This is a genomic window from Paenibacillus tyrphae (genome assembly GCF_000722545.1).
Lineage (GTDB): Bacteria > Bacillota > Bacilli > Paenibacillales > NBRC-103111 > Paenibacillus_G > Paenibacillus_G tyrfis.
Genome location: NZ_JNVM01000005.1, coordinates 91,021 through 109,913, shown reverse-complemented (window position 1 = coordinate 109,913; position 18,893 = coordinate 91,021). Strand labels below are relative to the sequence as shown.

Annotated in this window: 19 protein-coding genes and 3 tRNA genes; 5 read left to right on the top strand and 17 right to left on the bottom strand. The window is 56.3% G+C overall.

Annotated features, from left to right (window positions below; all coding sequences use genetic code 11):
- Nucleotides 1-58: 58 nt before the first annotated feature.
- Genes ET33_RS06260 through ET33_RS06240 form a run of 5 tightly spaced genes read right to left on the bottom strand, consistent with a single transcriptional unit; the run spans nt 59 to nt 2,539 of the window.
- Nucleotides 59-580 carry a phage tail protein gene (locus ET33_RS06260; RefSeq protein WP_036678023.1) on the bottom strand — a complete coding sequence of 174 codons (522 nt, stop codon included), beginning with the start codon at nt 578-580 and terminating at the stop codon, nt 59-61.
- Nucleotides 581-597: 17 nt separating this feature from the next.
- Nucleotides 598-1,095: a phage tail protein gene (locus ET33_RS06255; protein WP_036678020.1), complete on the bottom strand. Its 498-nt coding sequence runs from the start codon at nt 1,093-1,095 to the stop codon at nt 598-600.
- 30 nt (nt 1,096-1,125) lie between these two features.
- The gene (locus tag ET33_RS06250; protein WP_036678017.1) at nt 1,126-1,641 is read right to left on the bottom strand and encodes a phage tail protein; all 516 of its coding nucleotides are present in this window, start codon (nt 1,639-1,641) and stop codon (nt 1,126-1,128) included.
- Between the two features lie 39 nt (nt 1,642-1,680).
- Nucleotides 1,681-2,013 (bottom strand): DUF6916 family protein, encoded by a 333-nt coding sequence (locus ET33_RS06245; protein WP_051775131.1) that lies wholly within the window; start codon nt 2,011-2,013, stop codon nt 1,681-1,683.
- Nucleotides 1,994-2,539 carry a GNAT family N-acetyltransferase gene (locus ET33_RS06240; RefSeq protein ID WP_081890218.1) on the bottom strand — a complete coding sequence of 182 codons (546 nt, stop codon included), beginning with the start codon at nt 2,537-2,539 and terminating at the stop codon, nt 1,994-1,996. The genes ET33_RS06245 and ET33_RS06240 overlap by 20 nt, the downstream gene beginning before the upstream one ends.
- Before the next feature lie 120 nt (nt 2,540-2,659).
- On the opposite strand from ET33_RS06240, the gene ET33_RS06235 reads away from it, so the two are divergent.
- Together ET33_RS06235 and ET33_RS39460 are read left to right on the top strand one after the other, a co-directional pair.
- Nucleotides 2,660-4,324, top strand: coding sequence for a PhoX family protein (locus ET33_RS06235; RefSeq protein WP_036678015.1), 1,665 nt, complete (start codon nt 2,660-2,662; stop codon nt 4,322-4,324).
- Between the two features lie 158 nt (nt 4,325-4,482).
- The gene (locus ET33_RS39460; RefSeq protein WP_036678012.1) at nt 4,483-4,995 is read left to right on the top strand and encodes an SEC-C metal-binding domain-containing protein; all 513 of its coding nucleotides are present in this window, start codon (nt 4,483-4,485) and stop codon (nt 4,993-4,995) included.
- A gap of 109 nt (nt 4,996-5,104) precedes the next feature.
- Here ET33_RS39460 and ET33_RS06225 read toward each other — a convergent pair whose 3' ends face one another.
- From ET33_RS06225 to ET33_RS06185, 9 genes are all read right to left on the bottom strand, one after another.
- Nucleotides 5,105-5,899, bottom strand: coding sequence for a TatD family hydrolase (locus tag ET33_RS06225; RefSeq protein WP_036678008.1), 795 nt, complete (start codon nt 5,897-5,899; stop codon nt 5,105-5,107).
- Nucleotides 5,896-6,468, bottom strand: coding sequence for an RNA 2'-phosphotransferase (locus ET33_RS06220; RefSeq protein WP_036678005.1), 573 nt, complete (start codon nt 6,466-6,468; stop codon nt 5,896-5,898). Before ET33_RS06220 ends, ET33_RS06225 begins: the two co-directional genes overlap by 4 nt.
- A gap of 26 nt (nt 6,469-6,494) precedes the next feature.
- The gene (locus ET33_RS06215) at nt 6,495-7,070 is read right to left on the bottom strand and encodes a ribonuclease H-like YkuK family protein (protein WP_036678002.1); all 576 of its coding nucleotides are present in this window, start codon (nt 7,068-7,070) and stop codon (nt 6,495-6,497) included.
- A 49-nt stretch (nt 7,071-7,119) separates the two neighbouring features.
- Nucleotides 7,120-7,193 (bottom strand) — tRNA-Asp (locus ET33_RS06210).
- A gap of 9 nt (nt 7,194-7,202) precedes the next feature.
- Nucleotides 7,203-7,273, bottom strand: a tRNA-Gln gene (locus ET33_RS06205).
- A gap of 93 nt (nt 7,274-7,366) precedes the next feature.
- Nucleotides 7,367-7,443: transfer RNA gene (locus ET33_RS06200), tRNA-Glu, on the bottom strand.
- Nucleotides 7,444-8,170: 727 nt separating this feature from the next.
- A complete protein-coding gene (locus ET33_RS06195; RefSeq protein WP_036677998.1) occupies nt 8,171-9,217 on the bottom strand; it encodes an NAD(P)/FAD-dependent oxidoreductase in 1,047 nt (348 codons plus the stop codon).
- Between the two features lie 30 nt (nt 9,218-9,247).
- On the bottom strand, nt 9,248-11,308 hold the full coding sequence (locus tag ET33_RS06190; RefSeq protein ID WP_235206647.1) for an iron ABC transporter permease: 2,061 nt from the start codon (nt 11,306-11,308) through the stop codon (nt 9,248-9,250).
- Nucleotides 11,305-12,342: an ABC transporter substrate-binding protein gene (locus ET33_RS06185; RefSeq protein ID WP_036677995.1), complete on the bottom strand. Its 1,038-nt coding sequence runs from the start codon at nt 12,340-12,342 to the stop codon at nt 11,305-11,307. The genes ET33_RS06190 and ET33_RS06185 overlap by 4 nt, the downstream gene beginning before the upstream one ends.
- Nucleotides 12,343-12,551: 209 nt before the next feature.
- Between ET33_RS06185 and ET33_RS06180 the strand changes: the two genes are divergently transcribed.
- Nucleotides 12,552-13,211, top strand: a complete 660-nt coding sequence (locus ET33_RS06180) for a DNA-3-methyladenine glycosylase family protein (protein WP_036677993.1) — start codon at nt 12,552-12,554, stop codon at nt 13,209-13,211.
- Between the two features lie 26 nt (nt 13,212-13,237).
- On the opposite strand, the gene ET33_RS06175 is transcribed toward ET33_RS06180, so the two are convergent.
- Entirely contained in the window at nt 13,238-13,936 is a 699-nt protein-coding gene (locus ET33_RS06175; RefSeq protein ID WP_036677990.1) for a PIG-L deacetylase family protein, read from the bottom strand.
- A gap of 84 nt (nt 13,937-14,020) precedes the next feature.
- The gene (locus ET33_RS06170) at nt 14,021-15,064 is read right to left on the bottom strand and encodes a LacI family DNA-binding transcriptional regulator (RefSeq protein ID WP_036677988.1); all 1,044 of its coding nucleotides are present in this window, start codon (nt 15,062-15,064) and stop codon (nt 14,021-14,023) included.
- A 264-nt stretch (nt 15,065-15,328) separates the two neighbouring features.
- On the opposite strand from ET33_RS06170, the gene ET33_RS06165 reads away from it, so the two are divergent.
- The gene (locus ET33_RS06165) at nt 15,329-16,381 is read left to right on the top strand and encodes a 2,3-butanediol dehydrogenase (protein WP_036677987.1); all 1,053 of its coding nucleotides are present in this window, start codon (nt 15,329-15,331) and stop codon (nt 16,379-16,381) included.
- Nucleotides 16,382-16,576: 195 nt separating this feature from the next.
- Here ET33_RS06165 and ET33_RS06160 read toward each other — a convergent pair whose 3' ends face one another.
- Nucleotides 16,577-17,887, bottom strand: coding sequence for a homocysteine synthase (locus tag ET33_RS06160; RefSeq protein WP_036677986.1), 1,311 nt, complete (start codon nt 17,885-17,887; stop codon nt 16,577-16,579).
- Nucleotides 17,888-18,280: 393 nt separating this feature from the next.
- Here ET33_RS06160 and ET33_RS06155 point away from each other — a divergent pair, with 393 nt between their 5' ends.
- Nucleotides 18,281-18,826 carry an OsmC family protein gene (locus tag ET33_RS06155; protein WP_036677985.1) on the top strand — a complete coding sequence of 182 codons (546 nt, stop codon included), beginning with the start codon at nt 18,281-18,283 and terminating at the stop codon, nt 18,824-18,826.
- Nucleotides 18,827-18,893 lie beyond the last annotated feature (67 nt).

The following is an 18,893-nucleotide window of genomic DNA, read 5'->3' as shown; positions in this document are numbered from 1 at the left end:
TTGTCCCGGCCGATTCTCCCTTTTAAACGACCAATAGCGCGCTATTCATACCGGCGCATTAGCTTCTGGGAGGAAAAATACCAGTAATACAAATAATAAAATTAACGGCAAGATAGGGCTGCATATTGTTATGAGGCTGGGAGCCCCCTTCCGACTGGATCGCTTCCGGATTCATTGCCACGGAATTCGTCACGCTGCCGTAAGCGGCTCCTCCGACGCGCCCCGGAGTCTTTGCCCACATCATCCCTTCCACCGCAGTTCCGGAACCCGCAGCGGCGGAGTTTACCGGATGCGTGTGCACGGGAAGCTCCGCTGCCATTAGCGTTACCGTTTGGCTGCCGCCCGACTGTCCGATAACCCGCTTTGTTAAGCCCGGCCCTTCCCCCCAATGCATCGGAGCCGCTCCCTGTAAATTCGGCAGGGCAAACGTCGTTTTCCCGTCTCCTCCATACTTCGTGCCAAGGATCGTAAACAACACCGTATTTTGCGCAATCGGCATAAGTTGTCCGTTGCAGAAAGCCCAGCCTTTAGGAGCAAACTTGCCCGCAAACATCGTGATCTCCCCATAAAAACTATCCATGAGCCTGCTCCTTCCTCCTACTCCCTGCTTGGATAAATGCCTTGAATGGCAATGCAAAAATTCAAGACCGTATAGGGCTGCATGTTCGTATGACCTTGATTTTGTCCCACATTGACCACAGCACCCGCACTCAGCTGTTTGTCGGCTTGCGTATGGTAGGAGCTTACTGCCGTTTTGGCCCAGACGTTATTTACGGGGCTTTTGGACGAGGCTATGTCATTGCTCCCCCACGCCCGATGGAAATGCGCCGGCATTTCATTTAAGATCAGCGTATGCGCTTCCTCGCCCCCGGCTTGTCCTACGGTTATGCCGCTCCCCGGATGAATCGGCACCCGCCCGCGCAAATCCGGGAGCGCAAAGTTCGTTGTTCCGTTCCCGCCATAGATGTTGCCCAGAATGGAATACAAAGCCTGGTTCTGGTTAATCGGCATAATTTGTCCGTTGCATTGAGCCCATCCGCGCGGAGCAAAGCCAAAAGCAAATAATTTAATTTGTCCGAGATAAGGTTCCGGCACCCCGACTCCTCCTTCTGCAATCCGTCTAAATTAGTTTGGGTTAGGGTAAGTCCCATACAAGGAAATAATGAACGAAACGGTTGTGAAAGGCATCATATTGTCATGCGGCTGACCGCCTCCGGATTGCGCTAAGGCACCGGGGTTCATCGTTCCGCTCGACGTTCCGCCGCCAAACTGCGTTAGCGTAGAATTCGCCCAGTATCCGCCTTCCGGCGAATCCGTCGTTCCCTGCTGCGACTGAGCCATCGCCTTATGCGTATGCGCAGGCAGCTGGTTCTTGTTCAGCGTTACGGATTCGACGCCCTCCTTTTGTCCCAATACATAAGAACTATTCCCTGGCTGCTGTTCCATATGGATCGGCACCCGTCCCCTCAAGTCCGGCAAAGCAAAGGTCATCAGCCCGTCCCCGCCGTAGGTCGTGCCAATCAGGTTGAAGAGAGTATCATTCTCTGAAATGGACAACAGCTGACCGTCGCAAAACGCCCAGCCTATAGGCGCATACTCCCCGGCGAACATCCGGATTTCCCCCAGATACGACTCTGACATCAACAATCAACTCCTTTTTTCGATTCGGTATAGTGAACGCTATTGCGCCGTCACCGGGCGGCTAAATATAACTTCATACAGAAAACCTTCGGGATTTTTGCCTACGGGTACCATAAAAAGGTGGAGTTCGCCCAACTGTGGATGCTTGAACAGATAGATCTGCTGTGGGAGAAATGGTTCAGGGGGACCTGAGAATAATAAGGAGAACTGTTCATATTCCGGGGAGGACCCTGTGTCCTTAGCCTCGATCAAAATCAATTCGACTTCGCTTTCATCCAGCAGCACTTTAAAGCTGGTATGCAGCACACCATGAAAAGATGAAAAAGAATCCGCGCGCAAAATATCACCTACATTAGAATAAAGTATCGGCATACCAGATCATCTCGCAGTACAATTCGGTTTCTTGCTCTGTACGGAACCCGAGCCGTTCGTATAAACGCCGGGCCGGATTATGAACCTGCACGCTCAGACAAAGCGGCTTAGCGGCTTGCTGCGCTTCGTGCTGAAGCGTTTGCAGCAGCGATGTGCCGATCCCCTGCCGTTGATATGCAGGAAGCAGGGCCATATCGACCAGTACGATCCGGTCTTCCAGCCGGGCCGTCATCCTTCGGCCGACCCGTTCTTGCCCACGCCAAATAATCTCCCATGCGGCTTCCGGATATTGTGCGGCGTACGCCTTTTGCTGAAATCCATACTGCATCCGGAGAAACTGGTCGATCTGCCCGGGTCCCCAGCCCCATGCCCCGACTTCCCCGATCCGGGTGCTTGCGTACACTTCATAGAGAAAGGATTCATCCTCTGCTTGAGCGCGGGAAAACCGTAACACCGCCTGCACCTGCCTTCGGGCCAGATGGCCGACAAAAAAATTGTCCGCTGCGTCTGCCGCCGTATTCCGCAAACCAGCATTTTATGCTATCTTAAAGTTTAGGTATAAAATACTAGATTGTTCAATTAAATTATACATAGTTTTCTACCATTCGGCTACAATGAATTGATGCTCTAATAGAGGAGATTTCGAATGAAAAATAAAACGCTTTCCCGACGCACGTTTCTGGCTTACCTTGGCACCGGAGCCGTTACGATTGCCGCCGCTTCGACAGGCTTGGGCGCTTTTACCGGCAGCGCTGCCGCAAGTGATCTCCTGTTCGATCGCAAAACCGGCAAAGTAACTGATGCTTTCGCACCAATCGAACCGGGGGCAGGCGACGAGCTCGTCCTCCCCAAAGGCTTCAGGCACGACGTTCTGGTCAGCTTCGGAGACCCAATTACCGGTAAGGGCGATACGTTCGGCTACAACAACGAGTTTACCTGCTTCTTTCCGTTCGACGACAAGCAGGTGAACGGACTTCTCTGGGTCAATCACGCCTCCGTTCACCCGCTGCTCGCGCTGGGCCAGCGGCAGCCCGGCCCTCTCGGTGCCGAACAAGTCAAATCGCTGCTGTACAACCAAGGAGCCTCGATCGTTGAAGCGTACCGCGATCGGGAAGGCAAGTGGAAAATCAACCCCGACTCCGCGTACGGACGACGGATTACGGGCTATGACCGGGTCGAGCTTTCCGGCCCGGCCCGGGGAACGCGCACCGTGAAGGGAGCCTCGCTGGTGCAGGGCACCTTCGGAAACGGTGCAGGGAGCGTCACGCCTTGGGGCACCGTGCTTTCCTGCGAAGGAGACTTCGAGAGCACCTGCGGCAGCGCGGGGCTTGAGCTGTCGCATTACGGCTGGGTAGTCGAAGCCGATCCGTTCGACAGCAATTTCAAGCTGCGTAAACATACCGCCCTTGGCCGATTCCATCACGGCCAGCTGGCCGTAACGCTAAGCAAGGACGGCCGCGTGGTCGTCTATATGGGAGATACGACCCCGGATTCGTGTCTTTACAAATTTGTCAGCGCCGGGAAGTTCCAGGCTGCGTCCGGAAAAGCAAACGCCGACCTGCTGACCGAAGGCACGCTTTACGCGGCCGACCTCGTCAACGGGCGATGGGTTCCGCTGACGATCGAAGCCGTCAAGAAAGCGTTGAACCGCGACGGCTTCCAAGTGCCGTTCGGCGTCAATCAAATTAAGGAAGTGCTCGTTGAGCGTTACAAGGAGCAGGCCGATGTGCTCGTCTACGCTCAGGACGCCGCCTTGATCTTGGGCGCGACGCCAACCGACAGGCCGGCCGGATTGGCTGTTCATGCCAAAAGCGGCGCCCTGATCGCCGCCTATCCGAATAATATACGCCACGGGAATATTCACGGGCATCTGGCGCAGCTTGCAGAACAGGATGGTGACGCGGGAGCGGCAGCGTTCGACTACGAGATCGTATCGAACGGCGGGCGCAGCAGCGGCTACAGCTCGCCGGGAACGCTCCTCTTCGACGACCGGAGCAACCTATGGGTCGCCTCCGATGTCCCGGCGGACAAGCTGAATCAGGGCGCATACGCCCCGTTCCGCAACAACGGGCTGTACGTAGTCCGCACAGCCGGCCAGGACGCCGCGGCGGCGCAGCTTTTTGCTTCCGCGCCCGTCGAAGCGGCTTTGACGGGCCCCTGCTTCACGGCGGACGAACGGACCTTGTTCCTGTCCGTCTCGCACCCCGGTCAAGCCACAGCGCAAGCCGGCAAGCCGACGAGCCTATGGCCCCACCGCTCAGGGGATTCCGGCCCTCGCCCGTCCGTCGTCGCCATCAGCGGCTTCGCTTAAAACGGAAGACAAGCCTCCACGATGGGGGGGCTTTTTTCCTCGTGAAAAGCACGGAATTTACGCCTTAATGCTGTCGAATCGTGTCGAAGCCTTGGAATTTTTCCTTTCAAACGCTATAATGTCATCAGAGTGAATTTGGCAGAAGAAATGGAAGTGGAATGAACTTGCGAAAAATTGGAAGAAATGAGCCGTGTCCCTGCGGCAGCGGAAAGAAGTACAAGCACTGCTGCCTTCTGACCGGTGAAGCGCCTCAACTCCAAGCGGCAGCGCCGAATACCGGCTCGCCGTCCAACATCCGGCCTTCAGCGGATCAAGGTCCGTCTCTCAATGCGGAAACCGTGCAGACACTTATTGAGGTGCTGGACTGGCCTCAAGAAATATATCAATCGGTCGCCGAACAATTAGCCGGACAAATGGCAGGAGCCTTCGATTGGCAGCGCATTACGGAAGCGGTTGCCTTGTGGCACGCCTATGCATCCCACGAACGCCCGCAAATTCGCAAAGTGGACGTGATGCTCGCCGCTGTGGAATACGCCATCGGCTCCATGCACGGCGTTGCCGAAGTGACGCAATCGGCGCTTTCGGCCAAGTACAACGTATCCTCCGGCTCCATCGCCCAGCGGGCGCAAAAAATTACGGAGTTCGCCGAGCAGATGAAAAACGGCAAATAGACCGTACGTAAGATATGCCGCACACAACAAAAACCGTTCTCCCGACTCATCGGGAAAACGGTTTTTTTGGTCGTTTGACGAAGAAATGGTCATCTGCCGCCGCGCGGTACTATAACCCGAAAACGTGTCTCGCCGTCTGCGTCGTCGCTTCGGCCACTTCCTCCGTGCTTTTGCCCGTACAAACGGATACAGCCTGCAAGATGTGCGGCAGAAACGCAGGCTCGTTGCGTCCTTCCGCAGGCTTGACGGGCAGATCCCGCGGCGTCAGGAACGGGGCGTCTGTCTCGATCATCAGCCGGTCGAGCGGGATGCGCCGCACCAGCTCCCGCAGATGATTGCCCCGCCGCTCGTCGCAGATCCAGCCCGTAATCCCGATATACAGCCCCATATCGAGATACGCCTTCAGCTCGCTTGCGCTGCCGGTGAAGCAGTGGACGACCGCCCGGTCGATCCGGTGCAGATGCGTCTTCAAGATGCGGACGAAATCCGCATGCGCCTCCCGCTCGTGCAGGAACAACGGCAGCCGCAGCTCGCACGCCAGCATGACCTGCGCTTCGAACCACTTCCTCTGCACATCGCGCGGCGAGAAATCGCGGTTATAATCCAAGCCGCATTCCCCGATCGCTACGACGGAAGGCAGCGCGGCCAGCTTCCGCAGCTGTGCCAGCGTGTCCGGGCCGCAGCTGCGGGCGTCGTGCGGATGGATGCCTGTGGTGGAGTACAGCTTGCCCGGGAATCGGGCCGCATACCGCGCGGCTTCTTCGCTGTTTCGCATATGCGTCCCCGTCAAAATAAGCGGAGAAACGCCCTCCGCTTCCGCCCGGGCGACGACTTGGTCGCGGTCCGGATGAAACGAGCGGTGCATCAGGTTGATTCCGATATCGATCAGCAAAGGCTTCTTCATCGTTTGTTCGCTCCTTTCCCATCGTCCACGGCGCAGCAGGACGCTGGCACTTCGTCGGCCAGCCACACTTCATTTCCCGCAAAATAAAACGTTACGCCCATGCTGCGGGCTTTGGCCGTATCCACGCGGAGGATGACAAGCTCCCCTCTGCGGCTGCCCGCTAGCGTGGCGAACTGCAGCCCTTCGGACAAATGCACGTACTGGCGGCCCATCGGACGGATGCCTTCCCGCAGAATCGCCGGCGCGGCATGACGGTTCGTGCCATGATACAGCGTCTCGGGCGGAACGCCGGGCTCGTAGCGAATCTTCTCGTAGCTGTGCCCGTATCGGGCGCGGATGCGGCCGTTCGCAATTTCGAAGCGCTGCTTATCCGAATTGCGCACGACCTGCTCGACATCCTGCAGCGTAATCGACGCCCATCTGGGGTGCGACCGGATGGCGCGCATCATGTCCTTTAGTTCGCACGATCCGTCCGTCGGGTCCAGAACAAGTCCGAACGCTTCGGGATCGTGTCTTAATAGTTTGGTCATAAATTTGCTTAAGCGAATTTCCGTTTTTTCATTTAACATGTCGATCTCTTCCTTATTTATCAAGTTCACATGACCAGACTGGCTGGTCGTTTCGTATGCCGGTTGGCATAGGCGGAGGCGGCGTACGAGTCAGGCTTTACCCGAGCGGCGTATCTTCCCATGGCTTCGACCCGGTCCACCATCTCCTGAACGTACAACGACGTCTTGTTGACGACCGGTTCCGTGCCCGCATCAATATCGATAAACGCTTCGAGCGAAGCGCCTTGGTACACATAGGGCAGCAGCAGCTCCTCCATCCGGTTCACCGCGTCCCCCTCGAAATAACAGGCTATCTCCTGCGAGAGCGACGTTTCGATCGTCAGCTTCTCTTTGACGGAGGTCAGCTCCCGGGGAAGCACCACCTGCCGGTAGCAGGCCCAAGCGCCTTTGCCCGGACGTCGGAGAATAATGCCGGTCACGAATTTGGTGTGACCGCGGTGAACCTGGCTATCGGTACCGATCATCAATTGATACGGCGATGCCGGATCTTGAGAGATGAACCGCAGCATCCGCTCGATCACATCGTCGAGGGAAAGGCGGCGTTCTGTCACATTGTGAAATGTGAGGTCATCGTGCATGGTAAAAAGATTTGTTCGCTTCATGGTTGTCACCTGTACAACGTACACGGCATCCTTTCGTTATGTATTTGGTTGGAGCCGGCGGGACTTGAACCCGCGGCCTCCGGTCTGACGAACCGGCGAGAACTCCCGCTTCTCCACAGCTCCATGTGGGTATAGGGGAAGATGGAATCGAACCACCGCTCGCGGCTTCAAAAGCCGCTGCCTTACCACTTGGCGATTCCCCTGGGTTGGACGGATAGGTGCGGGGACGGCCCGCAGGTCTGCCAGTCGCCGAATAGAGCAGCAACCTCTATGACTACATCCTATCCATGATGAAATGGTGACGCATGGGGGATTCGAACCCGCCGAGTGCACGAGTGAAAGTCGTGTGGCTTAACCGCTTGCCTAATGCGCCGCGTTAAAAATGAAAAAGACTGCTAGCTCACGTGCTTTTCTTCCGCCCGGATTCGTTCCAAGGCATAAGAAAAGCCGCCGTGATCCGGCAGCCTTGTATGTCCGTATTTTGCATACGCCGAAACATATGTCAGAATCGCCCGACCTTCAGGGAAGGAGGGGTTCGGAGCAGACCAAGACTACTGGATTTTGTTTGTAATTCAATTTGAGCCTCGTGAACATGGACAATCTTATCATGATTCGTCATCGCTACTCTCTCCTTCCACGTGAATTTAAGCAAACAAAAAAGCTGCGCTTCGTCCCTTTTTCCCGCCACGAAGGCAAAAGAAAAAGGCTACGACGATTCGCAGCCTCACCTACCGAATTCCGATTACGATGCGTCTAAAAGCGCCAAACATCGCACAGGTACGCGAAAGCTACGTAAAAAGCGTTGGTTATGAAAGGAATCATGAGCGGAACCTTGCTCGGTATGTAACAGTTGTTCGAATGCGTTATGCGTTCTCATGTTCCTAACCTCCCTTCGCTTATTTGTTCATCAAGTTGGTAGAATCTTATCATGCGTTCCGCAAGAGTGTCAACCATTATTTTTGTAAAATTGTATTTCTTTAACTTTCACTTGTACACGATTGCCGCGCGTCCCCGCAAAATGAAGGCTTTTTCCGGTATGGAATCCGGGCACTTTACGGGGATTTCGGCTGACTGGCGCAGCAGCTCAAAGCTGCCCTAATTCAACGACTCTGCCCATTCACGTTCGCGACGCTGTAGGCACGGTTCTTTTCCTTGAAACGCTCGTTATGCGACGAAACGTAGGCCATCCTCGGAGCTTCCGGGTCCATATAAAGCTTCGCGCTGTTCAGCGCCAGAATGGCGTCCGCGAACGCGCCGGCGATCAGACGTACTTTGCTGGCATGGGTGACGAAATCGCCGGCGGCGAAAATACCGGGAATGTTCGTCTCCATCTTCTCGTTGACGACCATGATGCCGTCCTTCATTTGTAGCCCCCACTCGGCAATCGAACCGTAATTGCGGGTGAAGCCGTGATTGATAATGACCGCATCGACCTCTAGCAGCTCTTTCTCGCCCGTCTCCGCATGCGTGACGGTTACTTGATGAATCGCATCACCTTGTCCGTGCAGCTGCGTGACCGTGTACGGAGTCCGCACGTCGGCGAACTGCCTCATATGAGCGACGTGCTTCTCCATCGCGTCGAATTCGTTGCGCCGGTGCACCACCGTCACGCTTGCCGCAATTTCTTCGAGCTCATTGGCCCAGTCGACCGCCGAATTGCCGCCACCGGAGATCAGCACCCTTTTGCCCAAAAAGTTTTTCAGCTCTTGGACGGTGTAATACAGGTTGGTTATCTCGTACCGGTTGGCGCCTTCCAGCTCCAGCTTCTGCATATTCGTGATTCCGCGGCCTAGCGTCAGGATAATGGTACGCGTATGGTGTCGTTCTCCCGTTGCCGCGGTCAACATAAACGTGCCGTCCTCCAGCCGCTCCAGGCCTTCGATTTGCTGGCCCAGCACGATCGTCGGTTCGAACGTTCTTGCCTGCCGATCAAGCTGACGAATGAGCTGTTCGCAGCGGAGCGGCGTGATACCGCCGACATCCCAAATCATTTTCTCGGGATACATGTGCAGGAAGCCGCCCAGCTCGGTCTTGGCCTCGATCAGCTTCGTCTTCAAATCCCGCATGCCGCTGTAAAAAGCCGTGTACATGCCGGCAGGTCCGCCACCGATAATCGTCACATCATACAACTCCAACGGTTCTGTCATAGATTGGAACCCTCCGTTTTTGATTAAATTTTATCTGCGTGATGACCGCATCAGCCATAGAAAATAAGGTGCTCCGAGGAGCGAGACGATCAGGCCCGACGGAATTTCTTTGGGCGGCAGCAGATTGCGGCCGACGATGTCGGCCAATACGAGCAGGACGGCCCCAAGCAGCGCGGCAAGCGGCATGAGCCGGCGATGATTGTGCCCGATCAGAAGGCGCGCCGCATGAGGGGCGATCAGCCCGACGAAGCCGATCGTGCCGACAATCGATACGGCCGCAGCTGCCAGCGCCACGCCGATCGCCGCCGCTCTCAGCCGCGTCTGCTCGACGTTGACCCCGAGGCCCACCGCACCCTCCTGCCCGAAGGCCAAAATGTCCACTCTCCGCCCGATCAGCCATGCGAGCGGCAGCAGCAGCACGGGCCACACCACGAGCTGCGCCAGCTCTTCCCAGCCGCGCGCGTACGTGCTGCCGGAAATCCAGGCTAACGCCACGGCCACGTTCATTTTGGTCTGAACCACGATGAGCTGAATGACGGCCGAACCGCATGCGGATACCGCGATCCCGACGAGCGCCAGCACGGCCGGCTGCAGGCCCGTTTTGCGGGCGATGAGATAGACGATCAGCGCCGCGGCGATCGCTCCGACGAAGGAGGCAAAAGGCAGCAGCGCGATCGGCAGCTCCGGCCAGACGAGAAGCAGGAGCAGCGCGCCGACCCCGGCTCCGGCCGAAACGCCGACGATGGACGGATCGGCCATCGGATTGCGCACGACCCCCTGCAGCAGCAGGCCGCTGACCGCAAGTGCCGCGCCGGCGCAGGCCGCGACGAGCATCCGGGGCAGCCGCTGGTCGAGTACGATCGAGCGGGCCAGCTCGGGGCCTTCGCCTTGAACCGCCGCCAGCATGTCTTGCAGCGGAACTTTCACATCGCCGAAGATCATGCCCAGAATCGTGACCGCCACGAGCAGCGCCCCGAATATACCAAGGAGCGCCCGGTACGAAAGGAAGCGGGACGTCGTGCCGAGCGACGAGGCGGACGGCTTCGGCACCTCGCGATGCTTTTGCGCCGCCCGGTAGGACAAATAAGCAAGGCACGGCCCTCCGATAAGCGCCGTAACCGCGCCTACCGGAAGCTCGCCGTACGAGCTGTTGTTGGCCAGCCGGCTGCCGACGTCGGCAGCCACCAGAATGACGGCCCCCCATAAGAAGGAGGCCGGCAGAAGCAGCTTGTGGCTGCGCACCCCGATCAATCGGACCAGATGCGGCGCGAGCAGCCCGACAAAGCCGATCGGACCGACGATACTGACGATCACGGCGGCAAGCAGCAGGGCCAGAACCAGACTGATCAGCCGGATTCGGCCTACATGCTGACCGAGCGACTGCGCCGTCTCCTCGCTGAGCAGCAGCAGGTCGAGCGAACGGGAGAGAAACAGAGCCAACGCAGCGGCTGCCGCAACCCATGGCCAAGCGGCGCTGACTCCGCTCCAGTCGTTCTGCACAAGCGTGCCGCTGCCCCACAGAAACAGGCCGCTCGTTTCCTCCTCGAACAGCAGCTGCAGCGCGCCGGTCATCGCGGACACGGCCATCGATACGATCATCCCGGCCAGCGTCATGCGCAGCGGCGTCGCGCGCAGTCCCCCGGCCAGCGAATAGGCGAGCAGCGCCGCAAAAATGGCGCCGCCGAACGCCACCAGCATCGGCGAGACGCCCATCAACGACGGGGCGAACACAGTGGCTGCCACGACCGCGAAATAGGCGCCTGCATTGATGCCGAGCGTACCGGCCGAAGCCAGCGGGTTGCGGGTGATCGTCTGCAGCAGCACGCCCGCGACCGCAAGCGCCCCGCCTGCCAGCATTCCGGCGACGACTCGCGGCAGCCGCAGCGTGCGCACGATCTGGTGCTCGGCCGTATCCTGCGGAGCGAAGACCGCTTCAAGCACCATGCGGGGAGTCAGATCGGCTGCTCCCTGCATCACATGGACGACCATGAGCAGGAGCAGCAGCGCCGCTCCCCCGCCGAACACGCGGACGGGCGGGGCCCATCCGCGCATAAAGAAAGCAGCGTTTACGCCGCTTCTTTCCGTTCTCATTTGGTCATCGCCGCCGCCGCTTTTTCAGCGATCAGCTGTGCCGACAGCGGTCCCCCGAACAGCCACGTATCGCCGCCCATCGCGTACATCCGGTTTTCCTTGACGAAGTCGAGGTTTTTCCATACCGGATTTTCCTTCAGTTGATTGGCGAAAATGTTATCGTCATCCTGCACGATGTAGAAGAAATTCGCTTTCTTCATGGCAAGCAGCGGCTCGACGCCCCCTTCTTCAAAGGTAGGGACGTAGCCCTTCGGCTTGAATGCGTTTTTCATCCCCAGCTTGATCAGCACCTTGGCCGACATCGCGTTATCCGACATGATGCGCATCGTCGGCGCTTTTTTCAGCGAGAAAGCTTGCACAAGGATGAATTCGGAATCCGCTTTGCCCGCTTTCTTCACTTTGTCGGCCAATCCGGCAATCGCCGCGTCGACTTCCTTCAGCACTTTTTCCCCTTCGTCCTTCTTGTTTAGCGCGTCTGCAACGATACGGAAATTTTTCTCCATCATCGCGTAAGCATCCGGCTCCTTTTCCGTGTTTGGATAGAACACAATGGTCGGAGCGATCGCTTTTAATTTATCGTAGAAGGCTTCGACGCGGTTGGTCGCGATGATCAAATCCGGCTTCAGCGCGGAGATTTGCTCCAGACTCGGCTCGACCCGGCTGCCGACATCCTTCACGTCCGGGGACAGCTCGTGCTTCACCTTCACCCATTTTTTATAGCCTTCGATGTCGGCAATGCCGACCGGCTGGACGCCCAGCGCCAGCACATCCTCGACAACGGACCATTCGATGGCGACGATGCGCTGCGGCGTGCCTTTGATCTCTGTTGTCCCGAGCAGATGGTTGAGGGTCCGAACCGCCGGATCTTGCGATTTGCCCTGCTCTTGCGTCGAAGCTTGCTCCGGCTTCTTGGCGTCGGTGCCGGAAGCGGCTTTCGGGGCGGGAGATGTATTGGTATTCACCGTTCCGCAGCCGGCGATGAATAGCATGGCGCAGCAAAAAACCAATAGAAGATGATGTATAGATCGTGACATGATACAGCCCCCTAAGTATGTACATGTAATTGATAATAATTATCATTATCAATTGACAGTTTAAAATGGTTTCCTGCATCTGTCAATCCCCAGTTGTTCGGAGTGGATTTGGAAATGAGTCCTTCGGCTATATCAAGGATTTTCCCGGGCGTTACTTTATGAGATAATGATGCCAACAAAGTAGGCGCCATGGAAAAGGGGGAACCTTCGTGAACCGCAGTATTGCGCTGAATTCGGACGATGAGAGGATAAGTTACCTTTGCCGTAGCGACGCCAAGCTGGCCGCTCTGATCGCCCTCATCGGCGAAGTGACGCTTAGCGTGCGCAGCAGCCATTTTGAGTCGCTGGTGCTGTCGATTGTCGGGCAGCAGCTTTCCGTGAAAGCAGCCGCCACCATCAACAGCCGGGTAAGTTCGCTCGTCTCCTCCATCACTCCCGAGGAGATCGACCGGGTCGATCCCGAAGCGCTCCGAAGCGCCGGACTATCGTCCGCCAAAATCAACTACATCAAAGACTTGAGCGCCAAGCTGCTTCATAAGGAAATCGATCTGACCCAACTGCCCCAACTGGAAGACCGCGAAGTCGTTGAAATGCTGACCAAGGTAAAAGGAATCGGCCAGTGGACGGCGGAAATGTTTCTGATTTTTTCTTTGGGGCGAATGAACGTGCTGTCTCTGGGCGATGCGGGGCTGGTTCGAGGAGCCCGATGGCTGTATTCGGCGGAAAATAAAAAAGACGGCAACCCTTTGGCGCAGCATGCGCAGAAATGGTCGCCGTATTGCAGCGTCGCCTCCCTTTACTTATGGGAGGCCGTCAATCGCGGATATGTCGATTCAGGCAAAACGGTCGAGGAGCTCGTCTCAGGCTGAGCTGCTTTTCCCGTCGAGCCGTCGGTTCAGAGCAAGTCGTCGAATAAACTTGTCTCGGTTTTGGAAGGCCAGCGCTGCCCCCGTTCCCAGTTCAAAACAAACGACTCATAGCGCCGGTTCTCCGGAAAAACGTCCAAATTCCCGAAATACCTCTCGATTGCAAGTAGCTGGGACGTATGGGCGCGCAGCGCTTCCGCTTTAACGCTCCATGCTTGTTCCGTATCGACGACGAGCGTCGGTTCATAGCCTTGCTCGGTCAGCGTCTTCGAACGGCTGTAGTAAAGCTTCTGGACCGAAGGGCACCGTCCGCTCAGTACGGCCGCTGTCGCAAACCGCGAAATCGCCATATGGTCGGGATGAAAATTGCCGCCGTCCTCCGGAAACGTTACCACGATTCTCAAGCGGTGTTTGTTGATGAAGCGGATGACCGCCTCCAAGAAGAGCGTCTCGTCCATCGTGTCCAACTTTCCGTCGGGGAATCCGAGATGCTCCACTTCCGCAATGCCCAGCACCGCGGCGGCCTTCTCCATTTCCTTGACCCGGATCGCGGCAAGCTCCTCCTTCGTCGCTTGCGCCGCGTAGCCGTTCTTTTGCCCCGCTTCACCCTTAGTCGCCAGCAGCAGAACTGGCGCATGTCCTTCATCCGCCAGTTGCCGTATCAGGCACGCGCTCAAAAAGGTTTCATCGTCCGGATGCGCGTATAAAAATCCGATCGGTTCTCCCATCGTCAGCCGCCTCCTTTTTAGACCCATTATAGCCTAGACTTTCGGGAGATCAAAATGAAGCGACATCCCTTTTTTCCGTATCGGTCATCTGCCCCTTTTCGTTATGGAAGGAGGTTGGCGAATGACGGCCACGCTCGATTCCCGCACAATGAGCCTCGGCTCGAACTGTACGCGTTCATATTCCCCGGTACCGTGGTCGCGAATCCGTTTTAGCAAAAGCTCGGTAGCCAGACGGGCCACTTCATCCCCCATGATCGAGACCGAGCTGATTTGCGGACTTGTCACCGTCGACCACAAGTTGTTGTCGATGCCCACGACCGCCACATCTTCCGGAACGCGGATGCCCAACTCTTTGAAGCGGTTCACAATCCCGATGGCCACCATGTCGTTGACTGCATAGATGGCATCCGGCATATGTTTGAGGCTGTAAAAGTAATCGGCCGCGCGCAAGCCCGTTTCAAATGAGAAATCCTCGCCGAAAAAAACGAGGGAAGGATCTACCTGCAGCAGCGACTGTTCGTAGGCAAAGTACCGTTCCTCAATTTTGTTCTTCGGGGCACCCGCGTATGCGATTCGCGTCCGGCCGATTTTGATCAGATGCTCCATCACGAGACGGCCTTCCTGGCTGGCCAAGCCGACAACGTCCGCTTTTACATGGTCGTCGAGCTTTTTTCCATAGTTGATGATCGAGACGGGTACGCTTGCTTTATTGATCAATTCCACCAATGTTTTGGGATATGCAAGCGGCATAATAATCAGCCCGTCCACATGCAGCTTCTTTACCTCGCGCACCGTTTCAAGCTCGGTCCGGGCGTTCCCGGTGGTGTTGATCTGCACGACGCGGTAGCCATGCTGCTTCGCAGTCTGCTCCACGGACCAGGCAATTTCGGGAATGATCGCATTGCGGATATCCGGGACGGCCAAGGCAATCTGATACGTTTGCCGCACCTTCAAGCTTTGCGCCGAAGTATTCGGCGTGAAGCCCATTTCCTCAATCACCTGCAGGATCTGCGCCTTCGTTTTGGGACTGATCCCGCCGCTATCGTTAATGGCGCGCGATACGGTGGCAATTCCCACTCCCGCTTTCTTCGCCACATCTTCAATTGTTACTTTTTGCTTTCTGGTCAAGAGAGATGTCCTTTCTTATTGGAATCGTTTTCTATGATGCGAACCGATGTCGTTTGTCTCTTTTTATTATAGCATACGGTGACGCCATTTTGGCGAGCCACTGGCAAGTACCGCTAAGCCGCCCCTTCTGCTTAAACCCTCTTCATTCGTCAATCAATTTGACAAATGTATCAAACTTGTGACATTATTTATTTACGGAAACGTTTCCTATTTTATCACTAAATTTATTTTATACTCAACCCAGTAAGGAGATGCAATGCAGGCATGAAGGCATTACGATGGCATGGTGTGAAGGATCTGCACTTGGAAACGATTACGGAACCCCAAGCGCTCAAAGGAAAAGTAAAAATTCGAGTGGAATGGTGCGGCATTTGCGGAAGCGACCTGCACGAATATGTGGCCGGCCCGATTTTTATTCCGGAGAGCACTGCCCACCCGCTGACAAAAGAAAAAGCCCCTATCGTGATGGGGCATGAATTTTCCGGACAAGTCGTCGAGATCGGGGAAGGTGTCGCCTCGGTGAAGATGGGCGACCGGGTCGTCGTCGAGCCCGTCTTCGCGTGCGGGACATGCCCCTCGTGTAAGCAGGGTAAATATAACCTCTGCGAAAAAATGGGCTTTCTCGGCCTCGCCGGCGGTGGCGGCGGCTTCTCCGAATACGCAGCGGTCGATGAACACATGGTCCACAAAATTCCCGACAGCGTCTCTTACGAGCAAGGCGCTCTGGTCGAACCATCCGCCGTCGCGCTGTACGCCGTTCGTTCAAGCCAGTTGAAGGTCGGAGACAAAGCCGTCGTGTTCGGTACCGGTCCGATCGGCTTGCTGGTCATTGAAGCACTGAAGGCTTCCGGCGCCTCGGAAATTTACGCCGTCGAGCTTTCACCGGAACGTAAGCTCAAAGCGGAAGAGCTGGGTGCAATCGTCATCGATCCGCAAGAATACGATGTGGTACAAGAGATTCACAAACGGACAGGCGGCGGCGCCGACATCGCCTTCGAGGTAACCGGAGTACCTCCTGTTCTCACCCAAGCTATCGAGTCGACCAAAGTCGCCGGACAGATCATGATTGTCAGCATCTTCGAAAGAGAAGCGCCGATCCGGCCGAACCACCTCGTCATGAAGGAGCGGAACATGACAGGCATTATCGGGTACCGCAATGTATTCCCGGCGGTCATCCGGCTGATGGAAAAAGGCTTTTTCCCTGCCGAGAAGCTGGTTACGAAGCGAATCAAGCTGGACGAAGCGGTGGAACATGGCTTTGAAGCTTTGTTGAAAGAAAAAAATCAAGTGAAAATTCTTGTAACTCCCAAACCGTAAACAGCGGATTTTAGCGAGCAGTCTCGGCACGGATGTCCGGGACTGCTTTTCTTTATAGGTGGCAGAGCCATATTTTTGCACATACGGTGCAAATTCAAGCTCAACGGATTTCGCGTAATTCCGTGGTTTAAAGAGAAAATAAAAAAGCCACAACGCGACTGAATCCTCGCATTGTGGCTTTTTCGTAACTTACCTTTAAACCGACACCCGGTTTTCCTCCTGGCTCGCCTGCAGCGCCTGCTCCAGATCGGCTAAAATATCGTCGATCGATTCCGTACCGACGGACAGACGGACCAGGCCCGGGGTAACGCCTGCGGCAAGCTGCTCCTCTCCGGAGAGCTGCTGGTGAGTCGTGCTGGCCGGATGGATGATCAGCGATTTGGAATCGCCGACGTTGGCGAGATGGGAGAACAGCTTCACGGCGTTGATCAGCTTTTTGCCCGCTTCGACGCCTCCCTTGACCTCGAACGTAAGGATCGCCCCTTGGCCCTTGAGCAAATATTTACGCGCCAGCGCGTAGGACGGATGACTCTCCAGTCCCGGGTATTGCACCGAATCGACCGCCTCGTACTTCTCCAGGAAGCGGGCGACTTTGAGCGCGTTGGCGCTGTGGCGCTCCATTCGCAGATGGAGCGTCTCGAGCCCCTGCAGCAGCAAGAAGGCGTTGAACGGCGATAACGTTGCCCCGAGATCTCGCAGCAGCTGCACTCTGGCTTTAATGATATAAGCGATCGGTCCCACCGCTTCGGTAAAGACGAGGCCGTGATAGCTCGGGTCCGGCTGCGTCAGCCCCGGGAACTTATCGTTCGCGGTCCAATCGAACTTGCCGCTGTCGACGATAACGCCCCCGATCGATGTGCCGTGACCGCCGATAAATTTCGTTGCCGAATGGACGACGATATCCGCGCCGAACTCGATGGGCTTCAGTAAAAAAGGACTCGGAAACGTATTGTCCACGATAAGCGGGATGCCGTTCTCGTGGGCGATGCGGGCCACCGCTTCGATATCCAGCACGTCCCCTTTCGGATTGCCGATCGTCTCGGCGTACAGCGCTTTCGTCTGCGGCGTAATGGTGGCGCGGAAGTTTTCCGGATTAGACGGATCGACGAACTTCACTTGAATGCCCAGCTTAGGCAGCGTGGAGGCGAACAGGTTGTACGTGCCGCCGTACAAGCTAGTGGCGGAGACGATCTCGTCCCCGGCGGAGGCAATGTTCAAGATCGCGTACGTGATGGCCGCTTGTCCGGAAGCCGTCGCCAGCGCCGCAGCCCCGCCCTCCAGCGCGGCGACGCGCTTCTCGAAGACGTCGGTGGTCGGATTCATAATCCGCGTATACACGTTGCCGAACTCTTTCAAGGCGAACAAGTCCGCTGCATGATCCGTATCCCGGAAGCCGTACGAAGTCGTCTGGTACAACGGGACCGCCCGGGAGAACGTCGTCGGATCGATTTCCTGACCGGCGTGAACCGCCAAAGTTTCGGGTTGCCATTGATTTTCGTTAGCCATCGTTTTCATCCTCCAAAGTTTGAGATAGTATGAGATAGTATGCAAAAAAGAGACATAACAGCCCGCGCATTCCTGTCATGAATACGGGTTCGTCATGCCTCCGGCAGTCCGGTAGACAATCTCCGATAGGTTTAATAGGTTATAAAGTATTGATGCTATTTTAACAGGGGACTCTTGCCAGCGTCAACTTAAAAATTTTCAAGTTGCTTCATCCGCCGTTTGATGCTACATTTTAGTAAATCGCCTTAATTTTGTATGAACAAACCATTCCAACCAGCCCACCATGCCCTTGGAGGCTCCAGTTATTCGACCGCACCGGAAACGTCATTGGCCGAATAATCATGGAGTCTTTTTATTTGGGAATCAATTCAATCGTATGGGAGTGATCGAATGATGTCCACCTTAAACGAATTTCTGGTTCAAAAACGGGAAGCGAGCCTGCAGCGCAACGAGCAAGCGTTGAAGCAGCCGGAAACGGCCAGGCAGGCGATTAAAGCGAATGTGCGTGCGGCCGGCCGAAGCGGGGTACGCGAAATCCGCATCCGCGATTTTCAGATCATCAGCGACAGTCCGCCGGACTTCGCCGGGTACAATCTCGGACCGACGTCGCCGGAGCTTCAGCTCGGCGTGCTCGGCAGCTGCTTGACGCATATCACCTTGATTCAAGCCGCCGAACGGGGCGTGTCCTTGGAGTCGCTGGAGGTGGAAGTGACCGGGGAGCAGCATGCCTTGGCTGGTCAGCCCGGCTTCGAGCATATCCCCATCTACCCGCACAACATCCGGTATAAGCTGCACATTGTCTCGTCGGAATCCGAACAGACGATCGCTGAGCTTCATGAGGCAGTGGAGCGGGTATGTCCGATTTTTCACCTGCTGAAAAATCCGCAAGACGTCGAAGGCGTCGTCATCCATACGGCTCCGGAAAACGCTCAAAGCTAAGCTGGTTTCCTTTCTGTAAAAAAAAAGCGGCGCCCCGCAAGCATGCAACGCTTATGCCCGGGACGCC